Genomic DNA, 14,276 nt, shown 5'->3' with positions numbered 1-14,276 from the left:
TTGATAATAATCTGATTTTAGTCGATAAATACGGCTTTGCATGTTTACGACAGCGAAGTCCCCTCCCAGCAGGATAGTGACCGCTATGTATAGATATCCGCGTTTAATTGGGCTTCTTTGCCTCTTTCTGGTTTCCATGGCCTGCCGGGCGGCAAATCCTGCTGGCTGGTGGGTGGATATCGCAAACGACAGGGCAGACAAAGTTCGAGTGATGCTGCAGCAAGGCGCAGACCCCAACGAGATCAGCCCCGATGGACAGCCGGCGATCATGCAGGCGATCCGTGACGGCGCCTGGAAAGTCTACGAGGTGCTGCTCAATGACAGAAACACTGTGCTGAATGCCATCAATATCAACAAGGAAACGCCCTTGATGTATTTGGCGGTCGTTGGCGAAACAGAGAAGGCCCAGGCCCTCATTCGTCGTGGAGCGCTGGTCAACAGGCTAGGTTGGACGCCATTGCAGTACGCGGCGTCGACGGGCCAGCTCGATACAGTCAAAATGCTGATTGCCAACAAGGCGTTGGTGAATGCGCCTGCGCCAGACGGCACCACGGCGCTCATGATGGCTGCCAGGGCAGGGAGCGAAGAAGTTGTCAAGTATTTGCTCAGCGTGGGGGCCGACGCAACCATGCAGAATCTTCAGAAAATGGATGCCGCCGATTGGGCGCGCCTCAAGCATCATGACAAATTGGCGCAACAATTGGATGATTTGACCGCGCGCATCATGGCTGACCGTGAGTCGCAGCGTAAGGCTGCCTCGGGCCTTGCTGCGCCCACAGGCACCGGACACCCTCCCTCCGCCGGGCCCGCTACGCCCCAACCCGCCAACACGAAGCCCGCTGGCGTTCCGGATGCCAGCGATAATCAAGCTGGTGCGCCACGCTCATCCGAAAGCACCGATTCCACGTCACGCTATTTTGACTTGGATCGCTTCAATGAACCGGCGCAGCCCTGACGCTTGCCGGTTCGTTGGTGTCCTCAGGCAGGCAAAAAGGCAGGCTTGAGGACATTGGCCAGTGCGGAATAAGGAATGAGCAGCTCCGGTTGGCCTGCCGAGTAAGGCGCAATTTCGTATGAGTTGTACTTGACGACCAATCCCTGGTCGGTAAAGCCGAAATTATCGCTTTCCTGGAAGGGCCACATACGGCTATAGGCAGCGGGATCTTCCTGGGCATTGGGGTCGCGGGCCAGCCAGCGGGCGTGCGCCTCCTTCAAGGCGGCCACGTAGGCGGCCTTTTTGCCTGGCTGCAGGACATCATCCAGGCTCAACAGTCTTTCCGCTGTATTGTCCCAGTTCAGAAAGCGTGTGGCCGACAAGCCGTGTGCCATGCCTGTCATGTATTGCCAGGTATCGAGCTCAACAACCGTCAGGCTGCGATTGCGGTAACGGGATTTAGCAATCAACACCGTTGAATCGCGCGACGCGGCCGTCTTCCAGAAATAGGCTTCGTATTCTGCGATGGTGCCATAAGGCGGCGAGGTGTTTTCACCTACCCCCGTCATGTATGCCAGGCCATGATCCACCATATCGGTGAGCTTGGGATTGCCAGGAAATACCAGCGAATCAACCTTGATCGTCGGGCACTCGCCCTTGCAACCAGGTTTGGCGCGTTCCCATTTAACCGGTTGAGTGAATACGCCTTCTTTACTGGTTTCCTGGCTTATCTGGGTGGGAATCCTGGAAATATCGGTAGGTTTGGTGGCGCACGCCGCCAGCGCGAGGCTGGCTGCAACCGTCAAGGTTGCGCGATAAAAAAGTCTTGTCGAAATAGCTTGGCTTACCATCATTTCACTGTCCTGGCATTCTGGTCGAAAAGGATTTTTCTTGAGGCCTCATCACTGACCGAAGGCGCTGTGTTGATCTGCTCGGCCAATGCGTAGGCCCGTTGGGTGGCTGGCCGTTGCGCGATGGCCGAGAACCAGCGCATGAGATGCGGAAATTGCGCCAGATCCTGCTCCTGGCGCTCATGGGGAACAATCCAGGGGTAGCAGGCCATATCGGCGATGGAGTAATCGCCCGCAATAAACTCATGATCTGCCAGCTGTTTGTTCAACACGCCATAAAGCCGACCCGTCTCGCGTACGTAGCGGTCAATGGCGTAGGGGATTTTATCAACTGCGTAGGTATTGAAGTGATGATTCTGACCGGCCATCGGGCCAAGCCCGCCCATTTGCCAAAACAGCCACTGCAGGGCTTGATTTCGGCCTCTCAGAGTATCTGGAATGAACTGGCCTGTTTTGTCGGCAAGATACAGCAGGATGGCGCCAGACTCGAATAATGAAATAGGCGCGCCGCCATCTGCAGGTGCGTGATCAACAATGGCGGGAATACGGTTGTTAGGGGCAATCTTGAGAAATTCAGGCTGAAACTGATCGCCGGCGCCAATGTTGACAGGGATTATCTTGTAAGCAAGCCCGGCTTCTTCCAGAAAAAGGGTGATCTTGTGGCCATTGGGCGTAGTCCAATAATGCAAATCAATCATACAGACAGATCCTCTTTGGTAAAGGGCAAGGGACGGTGGAGGAGGGAGGACGTAAACTCGGCTAACATATATATGTATGGCGCGCGGCGTTGCCGCCAGCGCGTTGGTGCTTTGTCTTACTCATAACCACGATGACTAAAATCTATCACAATCCCCGTTGCGGCACTTCCCGCAATGTACTGCAGGCACTCCAGGACCGCGGCTTGCAGCCTGAGATTATCGAATATCTCAAAACCCCGCCATCACGCGCTCAGATTGAGCAGTTGATCGGCGATGCGGGGCTTGGCGTACGCGATGCCATGCGAAGCAAGGAAGCTGTCTACCAGGAACTCAAGCTGGATGACACCTCACTCAGCGACGCACAGCTGCTCGACGCGATTGCCGAGCACCCCATTCTGCTGAACAGACCTTTTGTTATCACAGCCAAAGGCACGCGCCTGTGCCGGCCTGCCGACGTGGTAGAAGAGATCCTCTGACACGTGTGTTTCGCAGATAACCAGGAGCATGTGGCGTAATGACCATAGAAGCATTTGTGCTGGTCATTATTGCGGCAGCGTTGCACGCTACCTGGAACCTGGTGTCGAAAAAGGCGGCCGCAGCGGCGGGAGACTTCGTCTTTGCCTATCGGCTGCTTTCCACCTTGTTTTATGCTCCCTGGGTTATTTACATACTCGCCGTCGAGGGTATGCATTGGAGTCTGCCAGTCGTATTTTTTATCGCGCTCTCCAGCGTTTTGCACCTGGGCTACAGTTTGTGCCTGCAGTGGGGCTATCGGGCGGCGGATTTGTCGGTGGTCTATCCGGTTGCGCGTGGCACGGGGCCTTTGCTTTCCAGCCTGGGCGCGTTCATGTGGCTGGGGGAGCGGCCCTCATTTCTGGGCGTGATCGGCATATTATGCATTGTCGCCGGTATTCTTCTGATTGCCACCGGCGGCAATCTGCGCCGCTTTGCATCGCCGCAGGGATGGGTAGGTGTTCGGTGGGGCGGTTTCATCGGCCTGTTCATCGCAGCGTATACCGTGGCCGACGCCTATAGCGTCAAAGTGCTGCTTGTGGCGCCGGTCATTCTGGATTGGCTTTCCGCAGCGGGGAACGCCGTCTTGATGGCCCCGCGTGCATGGGTACGGCGCACTGTCATGATGCAGCAAATGCGCGGAAAGTGGCGCTATGCTGCGATCGTCGGCGCCCTGTCGCCCATGGCCTACATCCTGGTTTTGTATGCCTATCGCTTGGGCGGGCAGGTCAGCCTGATCGCGCCGCTGCGCGAAGTGTCTCTCATGCTGGCAACCGTTGCCGGCTTTTTTATTCTCAAGGAAAAAGCATCCTTCGCCCGCCTTGCCGGCTGCGCCGTCATCATCGCAGGCGTCATCCTGCTGTCTGTCTGACTGCTGCATCCATGGTGTTGGGCCACGTGCCCGTTTACTGGAATAGTGCGTCAATACCGTGTAAACTATCCGTATATGGAGAAAAAACTATCCGTTTACGGAGACATCTCATGAGCCTTGCCTACGCCTATCCGCTTAGCCGCTTCGAGCCTGCCATCGTGCCAGACCTGAACGACAAGTCGGCGCGCCAGCGGCTGTCAAAATCCGCGCTCAAGGCCTTTTATAAATTGGCTGATGCCTGGCAGCTCAGGGACGAAGATGCCTGCACACTGCTGGGTGGGCTCTCCAGCAGCGCTTTTTACGAATGGAAGAAAAAGCCCGATCGTTTGCTGGAGGTTGACCGCATTACGCGTATTTCTTATTTGCTGGGCATTTACAAGGCATTGCACATTCTTTATGGCAACACTTTGGCCGATCAATGGGTCAATATGGCCAACCGCAATTTGTTGTTCGGCGGCAAAACACCTTTGAGCTATATGCTTGAGGGCGGGCTGCCAGCCATGCAAACCCTGCGCCAACTGCTCGACGCCCGGCGCGGCGGTATGTAAGCAATGCAGGGTACCTGGCGTGAACCACCGCTGACTTCGCTGCGCCAGGCAGACACGTGCCGTCTGTTGCCGTCGCGTTTTGTCGACGAAGAAGACTCCGTGCTGGCACCGTTGGCGGACGACACCGACGCGCTCAAGGATCTGTTTGCTCTGGATAACGCAACCAATCAGCGTCTTGCCGCTGAAAGAGGCGCCATGCCAGGCATAGGCATCGATGAGTTGGTGTTTGGCGTGCCCAATTTCCGGATTATTAATGGCGCATTCACCTATCCCAGGCCCGAAGGCAGCCGCTTCAATGACGGACAGCGGGGCGCCTGGTATTGCGCCTTCGACGCCGAAACCGCGCTTGCGGAAATTGTGTTCCATAAAATCGTGGAATATACCGAGATCGATTACTTTCACGATAGCGTCAGCTATCAGTTGATGCTCGCCGACTTCAGTGGCGATTTTCATGATATTCGACAGGCGCGTGGTTATGCCAAATGTCTTGATCCGCGAAGCTATGTGGCGTCACAGGATCTTGCGCTGCAATTGCTGGAGGCGGGTTCGCTTGGCATCGTCTATCCCAGCGTCAGGCACCAAACGGGTATCAACCTGGCCTGCTTCAGGCCTGCGCTGGTCGGTAATGTGCGTCGTGATGCGGCCTATCAACTGGTCTGGACGGGTGACCCCCAGCCTACCATCACCCTCAAAAAGGGCCGCAAGAAATCGGCCGGACGCAAGCGCCCGGCCAAATCCTGATTCTAATATTGCGCGCCGCACGAGCGTACACGCGTTTGGGACACGGGTTGCTTAGTCCCAATAGCCCTGGCGATCATAATGGCGATGCAGCCTGTTCTCATAATCACGATCGATGCCCGCCTCGGGGTCATATTCCGGGCTTTCTTTGATCTGGTCGCGGGTCAGGGTGGTTTGCACAGTGGCGTCCGTCCAGTCTATATGCGCGATCCAGTTTGTTCCCAGCAAGACTTTTCTTCCGCCTGGCCACCAATTGCGGGTGTCAACCAGAAAATAGCGTATCGCCCAGGCTTCGTCGTCAAAAATAAAGTCTTCAACGTGTCCGATTTCACCATCCGTTCCACCGATATGGTAGCCGTCCACATTGGCGCTGCTGCGCAAGCGGGTATCTTCCGCGTTATCTGCCGCGCGTGCGGCAACCTGGTCGGGCCTGTCTTCAATGGGTGGAATGGATGCTGACTCGGGCAGCGGTAGTACAGGATAGCCACCGGCGCCCCAAAGGTAAGGCCCACTCCAATAATTGCTATAGCCGTAGTAATCGGAGAACTCACCTTCCAGTTGCCGTGAAACCGGTTGATGGGTATCGATATCAGGACTGTTCTTGACCTGATCCATGGACAGAGAGACGTGGATGAGTTCGTCGGTGTCGTCTATGTCTTGTATGGAAAAAGGTGAGATCAGCACGCTGCGCCTGGAAAGCCAGGAGCCTGTTTCGACCACCAGATAGCGTATCCCCCATCGTTCATCATCAAAATATGCCTCTTTAACGCTGCCCAGTTCGCCGTCCGTGGCCTGGATGGCGTAGCCTTTAATACTGCTCACTTTGCGTAGCATGACAAGCTCCTCATCAATAGGTGTTTCTACGCTACAGCAAGACTCATGCCCAAGCATTTCGCCATCGGCCAGACGTCAGGGTAGGACCATTTGTCCCTTTACCCAGTGCGGATATGTGCGATACATTGGCTGAAAATACGACACCGAGCAACTCAGCACGTGTATTGCCAGGGCTGTTGTAATGCAGGAGTTATTCATGGATCTCGACGCGTTGATGCTGGCCCGTATCCAGTTTGGCTTTACCATTTCCTTTCATATTATTTTTCCTGCAATCACGATCGGTCTCGCCAGCTATCTGGTCGTGCTCGAGGCCTGTTGGCTCAAGACAGGCAAGCCAGTCTATCGGGAACTCTATCACTATTGGCTCAAAATATTTGCCGTCAATTTTGGCATGGGCGTAGTGTCGGGCCTGGTCATGGCCTACCAGTTTGGCACTAACTGGAGCTATTTTTCCGCCTTTGCCGGCAGTATTACCGGCCCTTTGCTGGCTTACGAAGTACTCACCGCTTTTTTTCTCGAAGCGGGCTTTTTGGGTGTGATGCTGTTCGGATGGTCACGTGTGGGGCCTGGCCTGCATTTCTTTTCCACGCTCATGGTGGCGCTGGGCACACTGATTTCTGCGACCTGGATACTGGCGTCCAACAGCTGGATGCAGACGCCAGCGGGTTATGAAATCGTCAATAACCAGGTTGTGCCGGTTGACTGGCTGGCCGTGATCTTCAACCCATCCTTTCCGTATCGTCTGGTGCATATGAGCATTGCCGCTTTTCTGGCCACGGCGCTCTTGGTCTGTGCGTCCGCAGCCTGGCATTTGTTAAGGCGGCACGATACACCAGCCATCCGCATGATGTTTTCCATGGGGCTATGGATGCTGTTGTTTGTCGCGCCCATCCAGGCCGTGGTCGGTGATTTTCACGGCCTTAATACACTCAAGCATCAGCCGGCCAAGATTGCCGCCATAGAAGGGCATTGGGAAAACCAGCCAGGGCAGGGGGTGCCGTTAACGTTGTTCGCGTGGCCGGACATGGCGCAGGAAAAAAATCACTTCGCGCTTGAAATCCCGCGCCTGGGCAGCCTTATTCTCACTCACAGCCTGGATGGGCAATTCCCCGGGCTCAAGGAGTTCGCGCCGCGCGACCGCCCCAACGCAACTGTGGTGTTCTGGACATTTCGCATTATGGTGGGCCTGGGCCTGCTCATGATTGCGCTGGGTTTCTGGGCGGTGTGGGCGCGGTATCGCAAGACGCTTTACCACTCGCGCCCATTGTTGCGTTTTGCCTTATATATGGGGCCTACAGGGCTGGTTGCGATTATCGCCGGATGGTTTACAACAGAAATAGGGCGGCAACCCTGGATCGTGTACAACGTCATGCGCACTGCGGATGCGGTCACCCCTCATGGCGCGCCCGAGGTGGCGCTCACCCTGTTGCTGTTCGTTGTTGTCTATTTCGTCGTGTTCGGCGCGGGCATTGCCTATATTTTGCAATTGATCCGAAAAGGCCCGGCGGACCATGAACCCCCGCCTTCCATCAGCGCACACGGCCACGAGCACCGGCCCGCGCGGCCATTGTCGGCCGCAGAGAGCGGCACTGACGTGCCGCCAGCCTCCACACAGGAAAAAGGGTGAAGATATGGGTGTAGATCTGGCTTTGTTATGGGCTGTCATCATCCTTTTCGGGATCCTGATGTATGTCGTCATGGACGGCTTCGATCTGGGCATAGGCATACTCTTTCCCTTTGCCAAAGCCAAGGAAGATCGCGACGTGATGATGAACACCGTGGCGCCCGTCTGGGATGGCAACGAAACGTGGCTCGTGTTGGGCGGGGCGGGGCTGATGGCCGCGTTTCCGCTGGCCTACGCGGTGATACTCGATGCCTTCATGCTGCCACTCATCTTCATGTTGCTGGGGCTTATTTTCCGCGGCGTGGCCTTCGAGTTTCGGTTCAAGGCGAGCGAGGCGCACCGGCATCTATGGGATAAGGCGTTTATTTTCGGATCCGTGACGGCTACTTTTTTTCAGGGGGTGACACTGGGCGCGTATATTCACGGGCTGCCCGTTTCCGGCCGCAGCTATGCCGGCGGGGCGCTGGATTGGATTACGCCGTTTTCCCTATTTACCGGGCTTGGACTGCTCGTCGCCTACGCATTGCTGGGCTGTACCTGGCTTATCTTCAAGACCCATGGCGAGCTTCATGACCGCATGCGCGGGCTGGCTCGCCCACTCACATTGGGCTTGCTGGCGGTCATTGTAGTGATCAGTGTCTGGACGCCGCTCACGCACGAAGCAATTGCCGCGCGCTGGTTCAGCTTACCCAACCTGTTCTGGTTTGCACCGGTGCCCTTGCTGGTACTTGTGTGTGCGTACTACCTGCTGCGGTCACTGTCCAGCCAACCACACGCGGGCCCTTTCATGTTGACGCTGGGGCTTGTCTTTTTGGGATACAGCGGCCTGGGCATCAGTGTGTGGCCCTACATCATTCCACCATCCGTCACGATATGGGACGCATCATCGCCCGCCCAAAGCCAGGGCTTTGCATTAGTGGGCGCCTTGTTTATTGTGCCCTTTATTCTTGCCTATACGGCCTGGTCCTACTATGTATTTCGAGGCAAGGTGTCTGTAGATGACGGATATCACTGACAAAAAGCCAGCTCGGCGCTGGCCCAGACGGGTGGCTTGGTTGGTCGCGATATGGGCCGCCAGCATTGCTGTACTGGCGGTGGTTTCGTATGTGCTACGCATCCTGATGAATGCGGCAGGATTGACTGCCTGACAACGGCCATACGGGGCAAGGCGTGGAAGCATCGCGCCTACGTGCCGCCCACATTGATTCAGCGTGCGTCAACACGCAAGGGAGAGTAGCCTGCCTGGCGTATGGTTGCCTCGATGATGTCGGGATCGCCGACGTTTCCTACGCTGACGCGGTGTCGTCCGAGATCGATTTCGATCACGGCATCGGGTGCTATATCCTTGACGGCTTTGGTGATGGTCTTGACACAATGAGAGCAGGTCATGTCGTGCACTTTGAACTGAGGCATATCGTTCTCCATAATGAACACGCTTTCAATGGTACATTGATCACAGGCTACACGTCGCGTAAAAGGATGACAAATCATGCGTGAAATCAAGGAGATTTCCTCGCTACCTGTATCACCCGTGTTCAATATCGGCCAGGCCGCGAATGCTTCGGGCATCACGCCGAAAATGATACGCTACTACGAAGAAATAGGCCTGCTCAGGCCCGCTGCGCGCAGCGCATCTGGTTATCGGCGATATGCCGATGCCGAGGTTCAGACATTGCGTTTTATAAAGCGAGCCCGGGATCTGGGTTTTTCGCTGGATCGCATCCGGATGTTGCTGGGGCTCTGGGAGGATAGCACCCGCCAGAGCGCAGATGTCAAGAAACTGGCAAGCCAATATATTGTTGAACTGGACGAGGACATTCGAAAGCTGCAGTCGATACGTGATCAGCTTAGACACCTGGCCAATTGCTGCAGCGGCGACAGCCGGCCCGAGTGCCCTATATTGGACGATCTGGCAGCGAAGCTGCCAGACCCAAAGATTTCGTGAATCGAGTTCCGGGCGAACCAGAAGCCGGGCTAGCTGCCCAGCTGTAGCTTGCCCGTCATGATGGCCCAGTGACCGGGGAAGGAGCAGAAGAAGGCGTATTCTTCGCCGGCGGCCAGCTTGGATACATCGAATGTCACCGAGGTGGTTTCGCCGCCGCCTATGATATCGGTGTGCGCAATCACGCGATTATCATCAGGCTTGACATAGTCATTATCCAGCCCCGCGGCCATGCCGTCGGTTGCCACTGCTTTTTCGTCGGCCTTCTTTGTGATGACGACGTTGTGGCCCATGCTGGCCTTGGGCAGCTTGCCGACATGGTGCAGGTTGATTGTGAATTCCTTGCAGGTTTTGTCTACCGTGATTTCCTTGGTATTGAACTGCATGGCATCGTTGGCTTCGACGGTGATGTCGCACGCGGCAAGCGCGGGCAGGCTGGCAACGGAAAGAAGGGCAGCGAAAGAGAGTTTTGCAAGCATAGTGGCTCCAGTTTGCACAATGATAAACGCAGGAAATATTGGCACAAAAAATGCATTAGCTCAAACGTGTCCATTTGAACGCATTTTGGCGACTCGCGTTTTGATACACATCAGAGGTGTAGGGTTACTGGCAGCCGCTTCGCGTGCCCAGCGAGACGGATTTTTCGCCGGCTGAGCGAACCTGGTTTAGTCTGGGATGCGGCTGCGGATTTGCCTTGCGCGCAGTGCCTGCAGTTCGGATTCAAGCTCGTCCATCCTGCGCAGCAAGCGCATGGCCAGCGTTAGCCCAGAAGGGTCCAGCTCGAAGTCATCACGCAACCGGCGGGCGCGGCGCGCGAGCACCACACATTCGGTATGAAAAAAATAGTTGTGCGGGTCGTCGTTGGATGGTTTGAGGATACCGGTATCAACGAGGTCGAGCACATCCTGCTGGCTGAGCCCCGACACCTCAACGATGTGTTCCAGCGAGCAGATGTCTGAGGCGTTCAGCCAAACCGTTTCGGTAATGTGGACTGTCATGTTCAGGCTCCAGCATAAAGTTGGGCGCGAGGGTCGAAGCGGGATTCGGCCGCAAGCTTCTCGAACAGCGCTCGCTCGCCGTCTGTGAGCGTTCTGGGAATATCGACGCGTGCAATTGCATACAGATTGCCCGCCGATCCCTGGCTTCCCGGCAGCCCGCGTCCGGCCAAACGCAGTTTGCGCTCGGAGGTGGTGCCGGCCGGGACACTCAATTCGACACGGCCTGCGGGCGTAGGCACCTGAACACGGGCGCCCAACGCGGCTTCCCAGGGAGACAGCGGCAAGTCCACATAGAGATCGCGGCCGTCTACGCGGTACAGGCGGTGCGGCTGCAGTGTCATCACGAGATACAGGTCTCCGGGCTTGCCGCCGTTTAGGCCGGCACCGCCTTTGCCGGGCATGCGCAGGCGTTGGCCATCGGCGGCGCCCTTGGGGATGTGCACCCGAAATGTGCGCGGAACGCGATGGATCATTCCATGTTCGCCGTACTCTGGCAAGGTGACCGTGAATTCTGTTTCGGCGCCTGTAAAGATCTGCTCAAGCGTAACCGGCATGGCCATTTCAAAATCTTCGCCCCGGATAGGGCGTTGCGCGCGTTGCTGCTGGCCTCCCTGCCTGGCTGCCGCAAAAGCGGCCATGAGATCGGCCAGATCAATATCGGAAAAGTCGCCCGTATTTTCATACACGTTTTCCTGCCAGGCATGTGGCGGAACGAATTCTTCGCCTTGCGAATGCTGGCCCAGATTGTCATAGGCTTTTCGCTTTTCGTCATCTTTGAGCGTGGCATAAGCTTCGGCGACTTTCTTGAACTCGTCTTCAGCGCCGGGCTCCTTGGAGACATCAGGATGATACTTGTGCGCAAGATTGCGATAGGCCTTTTTAATGTCGGCCTGAGACGCATCGCGGTCGACACCGAGAACCTGGTAATAGTCGATATATTTCATCGAAGCTCCTGAAATGGCCGTCTTGCAGGAAGTTTGGGACGTTTATTGCCTGAGGCGCCGCAACGCCAGCCCCACAAAAAGCAGTGTCCAGCCCTGGAAAAGCAGATCAATGGCAAGCACAAGCCCGAGCACCCACACGCTGTTGCCCGGCCAACCGACAGCAATAACCAGGCCTGCCAGCAGCGTGACGGTACCGGACAGTGCCAGCCATTGCCAGTGTCGTTGTGTTCTGTTGTTGAACCAGATCCACAGCCGCAACGCACCCGTTGCGATAAGCACGGCGCCCAGCATCAAGGTGAGGATGCTGGCACCGAAGGCTGGATTGATAATGGCAAGGGCGCCCGCGCCTGCGTAGAGCACCCCGGTAATGCTCCAGAAGAGAAACCCGCTCCAGTGCTGGACGCGCCAGGCATGCACGAGCTCGAGAATGCCGCCAGCCAGCATGAGCAGCCCGACAAACAGAACACTGATCAATGTTGCGGTGAGTACGTGTACTGACGCGGCCAGCCCGAGCACGACAAGCACAGCGCCCAAGCCCATGAACCAGCCCCATTGAGCCCCGAGCCTGGAGAGCGCAGTGGCGAGGGTTTCGGATCGAGGCGAAATGCCAGAAGGTTGATTCATGACGAAGCTCCTGTATCGAACCTGCAAGATTTAATGCCCGCATGCCGATGCGATGCGCGATCATCGAATCTCATGTTCCATTCTATCCGAAGCCCAGGAAGATGGCGCATATGTCACACAGACATAAGCAATCGAAAAACGAGTAGTTCCTTTCCAGGACATCAATGGGCAAGATGACGACTCATATCCCATAGATGGAGCCGTCATGCAGAAGAAGGCAGGTTTTCTCGCCGCCATGATCATTGCCAGCACAGCACTCGCATTGCCCGCCGGCCCTGGGCGCGCGCAGGAGCCACAGGCCTTGCTGAATGTGTCCTATGACCCCACCCGGGAACTCTATCGAGACATCAACGAAAAATTCATTCAGTCATACCAGGAGGCCACTGGCACGACGTTGCGCATACGCCAATCGCACGGTGGTTCCGGGCGCCAGGCGCGCAGTGTTATCGATGGCCTTGAAGCGGATGTCGTCACCCTGGCATTGGCCTACGACATCGACGCAATCGCTGACGCGGGCCTGCTGGCCGGCAATTGGCAGACACGCCTGCCGGACAATAGCGCACCGTATAAATCAACCATTGTGTTTCTTGTACGCAAGGGGAATCCCAAGCATATCCGCGACTGGGACGACCTCATCAAAGAAGGCGTGCAGGTGATTACGCCTAACCCCAAGACATCAGGCGGTGCACGGTGGAATTATCTTGCCGCGTGGGCCTATGCGCTGGACCGCAGCAACGGCGATGCCGAGAGCGCCCGTGATTTTGTCCGGCAACTGTTCCGGCATGTGCCTATTCTTGATACGGGCGCGCGCGGCGCAACGACCACCTTTGTCGAGCGAGGGCAGGGCGATGTATTGCTGGCCTGGGAAAATGAAGCCTTTCTTGCGCGCAATGAGCTTGGCCCCGACAAGTTCGATATCGTTGTGCCGTCGCTGTCCATACAGGCGGAACCGCCCGTCGCCGTGGTCGACGAAAATGCGGCTCGCAAGCATAACCGCGAGGCGGCGCAGGCCTATCTGCAATTCCTGTATACGCCCCAGGCGCAGGAAATCATTGCGCAGAACTATTATCGGCCGGTGGATAAAAACGTAGCCGAAAAATATCGTGATACCTTCCCCACGCTGCGCCTGGTGACCATTGACGGCGTCTTTGGGGGTTGGCGCGAAGCGCAGCAAACGCATTTTTCGGATGGCGGAACATTCGATCAGATTTATAAACCGTAATGACCGCCTCACGCATCCCCACCGCTGCCGTGCCGCCACCACACGGCCTGTGCACCGTCGATGCCCCCCCTGCGTCCCCTGCACATGCAGGCAAGCGCCGCGCGCGCGGTATTGGCGTTCTGCCAGGCTTTGGCCTGACCATGGGTTACTCCATGCTCTACCTCAGCATTCTGGTGTTGCTACCGCTGGCAACGCTTCCGCTCAAGTCTTTCGAGCTTGGCTGGGAGGGCTTCTGGACCACCGTCACCGCGCCGCGTGTACTGGCCTCCTATCGGCTTACCTTCGGTGCGTCGCTGATTGCCGCCACCATCAACGCTTTCTTTGGCTTTGTCATTGCATGGGTATTGGTGCGTTATCGATTTCCCGGTCGTCGCCTGCTTGATGCGCTGGTCGATCTTCCCTTCGCCTTGCCAACGGCAGTGGCGGGCATAGCGCTTACGACCTTGTATGCGTCCAATGGTTGGCTGGGCAAACCGATAGCGCAGTGGTTCGGATGGCAAATAGCCTACACGCCTGCGGGCATCGTGATTGCCTTGATATTTATCGGCATGCCTTTCGTCGTTCGTACCGTACAGCCAGTGCTGGAGGATGTCGAGCAGGCGCTTGAAGAGGCAGCGGCCAGTTTGGGCGCGAGCCGCCTGTGGATATTCCGGAAGGTGCTGCTGCCTGCAGTTTTGCCTGCCTTGCTGACCGGTTTTGCCTTGGCGTTTGCGCGCGCGATCGGCGAGTATGGCTCGGTAATATTCATTGCGGGCAATAGGCCCATGGTTTCGGAAATCACACCATTATTGATTATTTCCAAGCTAGAGCAGTTTGATTATGCAGGGGCTGCGGCCATTGCGACCGTCATGCTGATGTTCTCATTCGCGTTATTGCTCCTTATCAACGGATTGCAATGGTGGCAAGGCCGCCGTCAAGACGGGAGACGCCGATGA

Annotated in this window: 19 protein-coding genes; 11 read left to right on the top strand and 8 right to left on the bottom strand. The window is 56.5% G+C overall.

Annotated features, from left to right (window positions below; genetic code table 11):
- Positions 1-85: 85 nt before the first annotated feature.
- Positions 86-955: an ankyrin repeat domain-containing protein gene (locus tag ERE07_RS13300; protein ID WP_245153702.1), complete on the top strand. Its 870-nt coding sequence runs from the start codon at positions 86-88 to the stop codon at positions 953-955.
- A gap of 23 nt (positions 956-978) precedes the next feature.
- On the opposite strand, the gene ERE07_RS13295 is transcribed toward ERE07_RS13300, so the two are convergent.
- Positions 979-1,788 carry an RsiV family protein gene (locus ERE07_RS13295; protein WP_342366243.1) on the bottom strand — a complete coding sequence of 270 codons (810 nt, stop codon included), beginning with the start codon at positions 1,786-1,788 and terminating at the stop codon, positions 979-981.
- Positions 1,785-2,483: a glutathione binding-like protein gene (locus ERE07_RS13290; protein WP_130009506.1), complete on the bottom strand. Its 699-nt coding sequence runs from the start codon at positions 2,481-2,483 to the stop codon at positions 1,785-1,787. The genes ERE07_RS13295 and ERE07_RS13290 overlap by 4 nt, the downstream gene beginning before the upstream one ends.
- 131 nt (positions 2,484-2,614) lie before the next feature.
- Here ERE07_RS13290 and arsC point away from each other — a divergent pair, with 131 nt between their 5' ends.
- The 4 genes from arsC (at position 2,615) to ERE07_RS13270 (ending at position 5,156) form a co-directional block, all read left to right on the top strand.
- Entirely contained in the window at positions 2,615-2,959 is a 345-nt protein-coding gene (gene arsC / locus ERE07_RS13285) for an arsenate reductase (glutaredoxin) (RefSeq protein ID WP_130009504.1), read from the top strand.
- Between the two features lie 38 nt (positions 2,960-2,997).
- Positions 2,998-3,867 carry a DMT family transporter gene (locus ERE07_RS13280; RefSeq protein ID WP_130009503.1) on the top strand — a complete coding sequence of 290 codons (870 nt, stop codon included), beginning with the start codon at positions 2,998-3,000 and terminating at the stop codon, positions 3,865-3,867.
- Positions 3,868-3,977: 110 nt separating this feature from the next.
- Positions 3,978-4,415 (top strand): MbcA/ParS/Xre antitoxin family protein, encoded by a 438-nt coding sequence (locus ERE07_RS13275; protein ID WP_130009501.1) that lies wholly within the window; start codon positions 3,978-3,980, stop codon positions 4,413-4,415.
- Between the two features lie 3 nt (positions 4,416-4,418).
- Entirely contained in the window at positions 4,419-5,156 is a 738-nt protein-coding gene (locus tag ERE07_RS13270) for an RES family NAD+ phosphorylase (RefSeq protein WP_130009499.1), read from the top strand.
- A 51-nt stretch (positions 5,157-5,207) separates the two neighbouring features.
- On the opposite strand, the gene ERE07_RS13265 is transcribed toward ERE07_RS13270, so the two are convergent.
- Positions 5,208-5,987, bottom strand: a complete 780-nt coding sequence (locus tag ERE07_RS13265) for a PRC-barrel domain-containing protein (RefSeq protein WP_130009498.1) — start codon at positions 5,985-5,987, stop codon at positions 5,208-5,210.
- Positions 5,988-6,183: 196 nt separating this feature from the next.
- Here ERE07_RS13265 and ERE07_RS13260 point away from each other — a divergent pair, with 196 nt between their 5' ends.
- Genes ERE07_RS13260 through ERE07_RS13250 form a run of 3 tightly spaced genes read left to right on the top strand, consistent with a single transcriptional unit; the run spans position 6,184 to position 8,759 of the window.
- A complete protein-coding gene (locus tag ERE07_RS13260; RefSeq protein WP_130009496.1) occupies positions 6,184-7,614 on the top strand; it encodes a cytochrome ubiquinol oxidase subunit I in 1,431 nt (476 codons plus the stop codon).
- A 4-nt stretch (positions 7,615-7,618) separates the two neighbouring features.
- Positions 7,619-8,626, top strand: coding sequence for a cytochrome d ubiquinol oxidase subunit II (cydB, locus tag ERE07_RS13255; RefSeq protein ID WP_130009495.1), 1,008 nt, complete (start codon positions 7,619-7,621; stop codon positions 8,624-8,626).
- Positions 8,610-8,759, top strand: coding sequence for a DUF2474 domain-containing protein (locus tag ERE07_RS13250; RefSeq protein WP_130009493.1), 150 nt, complete (start codon positions 8,610-8,612; stop codon positions 8,757-8,759). Before cydB ends, ERE07_RS13250 begins: the two co-directional genes overlap by 17 nt.
- 58 nt (positions 8,760-8,817) lie before the next feature.
- On the opposite strand, the gene ERE07_RS13245 is transcribed toward ERE07_RS13250, so the two are convergent.
- Positions 8,818-9,024 carry a heavy-metal-associated domain-containing protein gene (locus tag ERE07_RS13245; RefSeq protein WP_130009492.1) on the bottom strand — a complete coding sequence of 69 codons (207 nt, stop codon included), beginning with the start codon at positions 9,022-9,024 and terminating at the stop codon, positions 8,818-8,820.
- 76 nt (positions 9,025-9,100) lie between these two features.
- Between ERE07_RS13245 and cueR the strand changes: the two genes are divergently transcribed.
- The gene (gene cueR, locus ERE07_RS13240; protein ID WP_130009490.1) at positions 9,101-9,556 is read left to right on the top strand and encodes a Cu(I)-responsive transcriptional regulator; all 456 of its coding nucleotides are present in this window, start codon (positions 9,101-9,103) and stop codon (positions 9,554-9,556) included.
- A 29-nt stretch (positions 9,557-9,585) separates the two neighbouring features.
- Here the strand turns inward: cueR and azu are convergent, their stop codons facing one another.
- From azu to ERE07_RS13220, 4 genes are all read right to left on the bottom strand, one after another.
- Positions 9,586-10,032 (bottom strand): azurin, encoded by a 447-nt coding sequence (gene azu / locus ERE07_RS13235; RefSeq protein WP_130009489.1) that lies wholly within the window; start codon positions 10,030-10,032, stop codon positions 9,586-9,588.
- Between the two features lie 186 nt (positions 10,033-10,218).
- Positions 10,219-10,551 carry a chaperone modulator CbpM gene (locus ERE07_RS13230; RefSeq protein ID WP_130009487.1) on the bottom strand — a complete coding sequence of 111 codons (333 nt, stop codon included), beginning with the start codon at positions 10,549-10,551 and terminating at the stop codon, positions 10,219-10,221.
- A gap of 2 nt (positions 10,552-10,553) precedes the next feature.
- Positions 10,554-11,495 (bottom strand): DnaJ C-terminal domain-containing protein, encoded by a 942-nt coding sequence (locus tag ERE07_RS13225; RefSeq protein ID WP_130009486.1) that lies wholly within the window; start codon positions 11,493-11,495, stop codon positions 10,554-10,556.
- A 42-nt stretch (positions 11,496-11,537) separates the two neighbouring features.
- Entirely contained in the window at positions 11,538-12,119 is a 582-nt protein-coding gene (locus ERE07_RS13220) for an HdeD family acid-resistance protein (protein ID WP_130009484.1), read from the bottom strand.
- Between the two features lie 205 nt (positions 12,120-12,324).
- Here ERE07_RS13220 and ERE07_RS13215 point away from each other — a divergent pair, with 205 nt between their 5' ends.
- Together ERE07_RS13215 and cysT are read left to right on the top strand one after the other, a co-directional pair.
- Positions 12,325-13,341 (top strand): sulfate ABC transporter substrate-binding protein, encoded by a 1,017-nt coding sequence (locus ERE07_RS13215; protein ID WP_130009482.1) that lies wholly within the window; start codon positions 12,325-12,327, stop codon positions 13,339-13,341.
- 140 nt (positions 13,342-13,481) lie between these two features.
- A complete protein-coding gene (cysT, locus tag ERE07_RS13210; RefSeq protein WP_245153719.1) occupies positions 13,482-14,276 on the top strand; it encodes a sulfate ABC transporter permease subunit CysT in 795 nt (264 codons plus the stop codon).

Origin of the sequence: Allopusillimonas ginsengisoli (genome assembly GCF_004153455.1) — a bacterium.
GTDB lineage: Bacteria > Pseudomonadota > Gammaproteobacteria > Burkholderiales > Burkholderiaceae_B > Allopusillimonas > Allopusillimonas ginsengisoli.
The sequence above is the reverse complement of the archived record's forward strand: the minus strand, read 5'-3'. Positions and strand labels throughout refer to the sequence as shown.

What these genes read in the sequence shown, in the direction of transcription:
- ERE07_RS13300 (WP_245153702.1), top strand. Translation starts at nt 86, where the DNA reads ATGTATAGATATCCGCGTTTAATTGGGCTTCTTTGCCTCTTTCTGGTT.
- ERE07_RS13295 (WP_342366243.1), bottom strand. Translation starts at nt 1,788, where the DNA reads ATGATGGTAAGCCAAGCTATTTCGACAAGACTTTTTTATCGCGCAACC.
- ERE07_RS13290 (WP_130009506.1), bottom strand. Translation starts at nt 2,483, where the DNA reads ATGATTGATTTGCATTATTGGACTACGCCCAATGGCCACAAGATCACC.
- arsC (WP_130009504.1), top strand. Translation starts at nt 2,615, where the DNA reads ATGACTAAAATCTATCACAATCCCCGTTGCGGCACTTCCCGCAATGTA.
- ERE07_RS13280 (WP_130009503.1), top strand. Translation starts at nt 2,998, where the DNA reads ATGACCATAGAAGCATTTGTGCTGGTCATTATTGCGGCAGCGTTGCAC.
- ERE07_RS13275 (WP_130009501.1), top strand. Translation starts at nt 3,978, where the DNA reads ATGAGCCTTGCCTACGCCTATCCGCTTAGCCGCTTCGAGCCTGCCATC.
- ERE07_RS13270 (WP_130009499.1), top strand. Translation starts at nt 4,419, where the DNA reads ATGCAGGGTACCTGGCGTGAACCACCGCTGACTTCGCTGCGCCAGGCA.
- ERE07_RS13265 (WP_130009498.1), bottom strand. Translation starts at nt 5,987, where the DNA reads ATGCTACGCAAAGTGAGCAGTATTAAAGGCTACGCCATCCAGGCCACG.
- ERE07_RS13260 (WP_130009496.1), top strand. Translation starts at nt 6,184, where the DNA reads ATGGATCTCGACGCGTTGATGCTGGCCCGTATCCAGTTTGGCTTTACC.
- cydB (WP_130009495.1), top strand. Translation starts at nt 7,619, where the DNA reads ATGGGTGTAGATCTGGCTTTGTTATGGGCTGTCATCATCCTTTTCGGG.
- ERE07_RS13250 (WP_130009493.1), top strand. Translation starts at nt 8,610, where the DNA reads ATGACGGATATCACTGACAAAAAGCCAGCTCGGCGCTGGCCCAGACGG.
- ERE07_RS13245 (WP_130009492.1), bottom strand. Translation starts at nt 9,024, where the DNA reads ATGCCTCAGTTCAAAGTGCACGACATGACCTGCTCTCATTGTGTCAAG.
- cueR (WP_130009490.1), top strand. Translation starts at nt 9,101, where the DNA reads ATGCGTGAAATCAAGGAGATTTCCTCGCTACCTGTATCACCCGTGTTC.
- azu (WP_130009489.1), bottom strand. Translation starts at nt 10,032, where the DNA reads ATGCTTGCAAAACTCTCTTTCGCTGCCCTTCTTTCCGTTGCCAGCCTG.
- ERE07_RS13230 (WP_130009487.1), bottom strand. Translation starts at nt 10,551, where the DNA reads ATGACAGTCCACATTACCGAAACGGTTTGGCTGAACGCCTCAGACATC.
- ERE07_RS13225 (WP_130009486.1), bottom strand. Translation starts at nt 11,495, where the DNA reads ATGAAATATATCGACTATTACCAGGTTCTCGGTGTCGACCGCGATGCG.
- ERE07_RS13220 (WP_130009484.1), bottom strand. Translation starts at nt 12,119, where the DNA reads ATGAATCAACCTTCTGGCATTTCGCCTCGATCCGAAACCCTCGCCACT.
- ERE07_RS13215 (WP_130009482.1), top strand. Translation starts at nt 12,325, where the DNA reads ATGCAGAAGAAGGCAGGTTTTCTCGCCGCCATGATCATTGCCAGCACA.
- cysT (WP_245153719.1), top strand. Translation starts at nt 13,482, where the DNA reads ATGGGTTACTCCATGCTCTACCTCAGCATTCTGGTGTTGCTACCGCTG.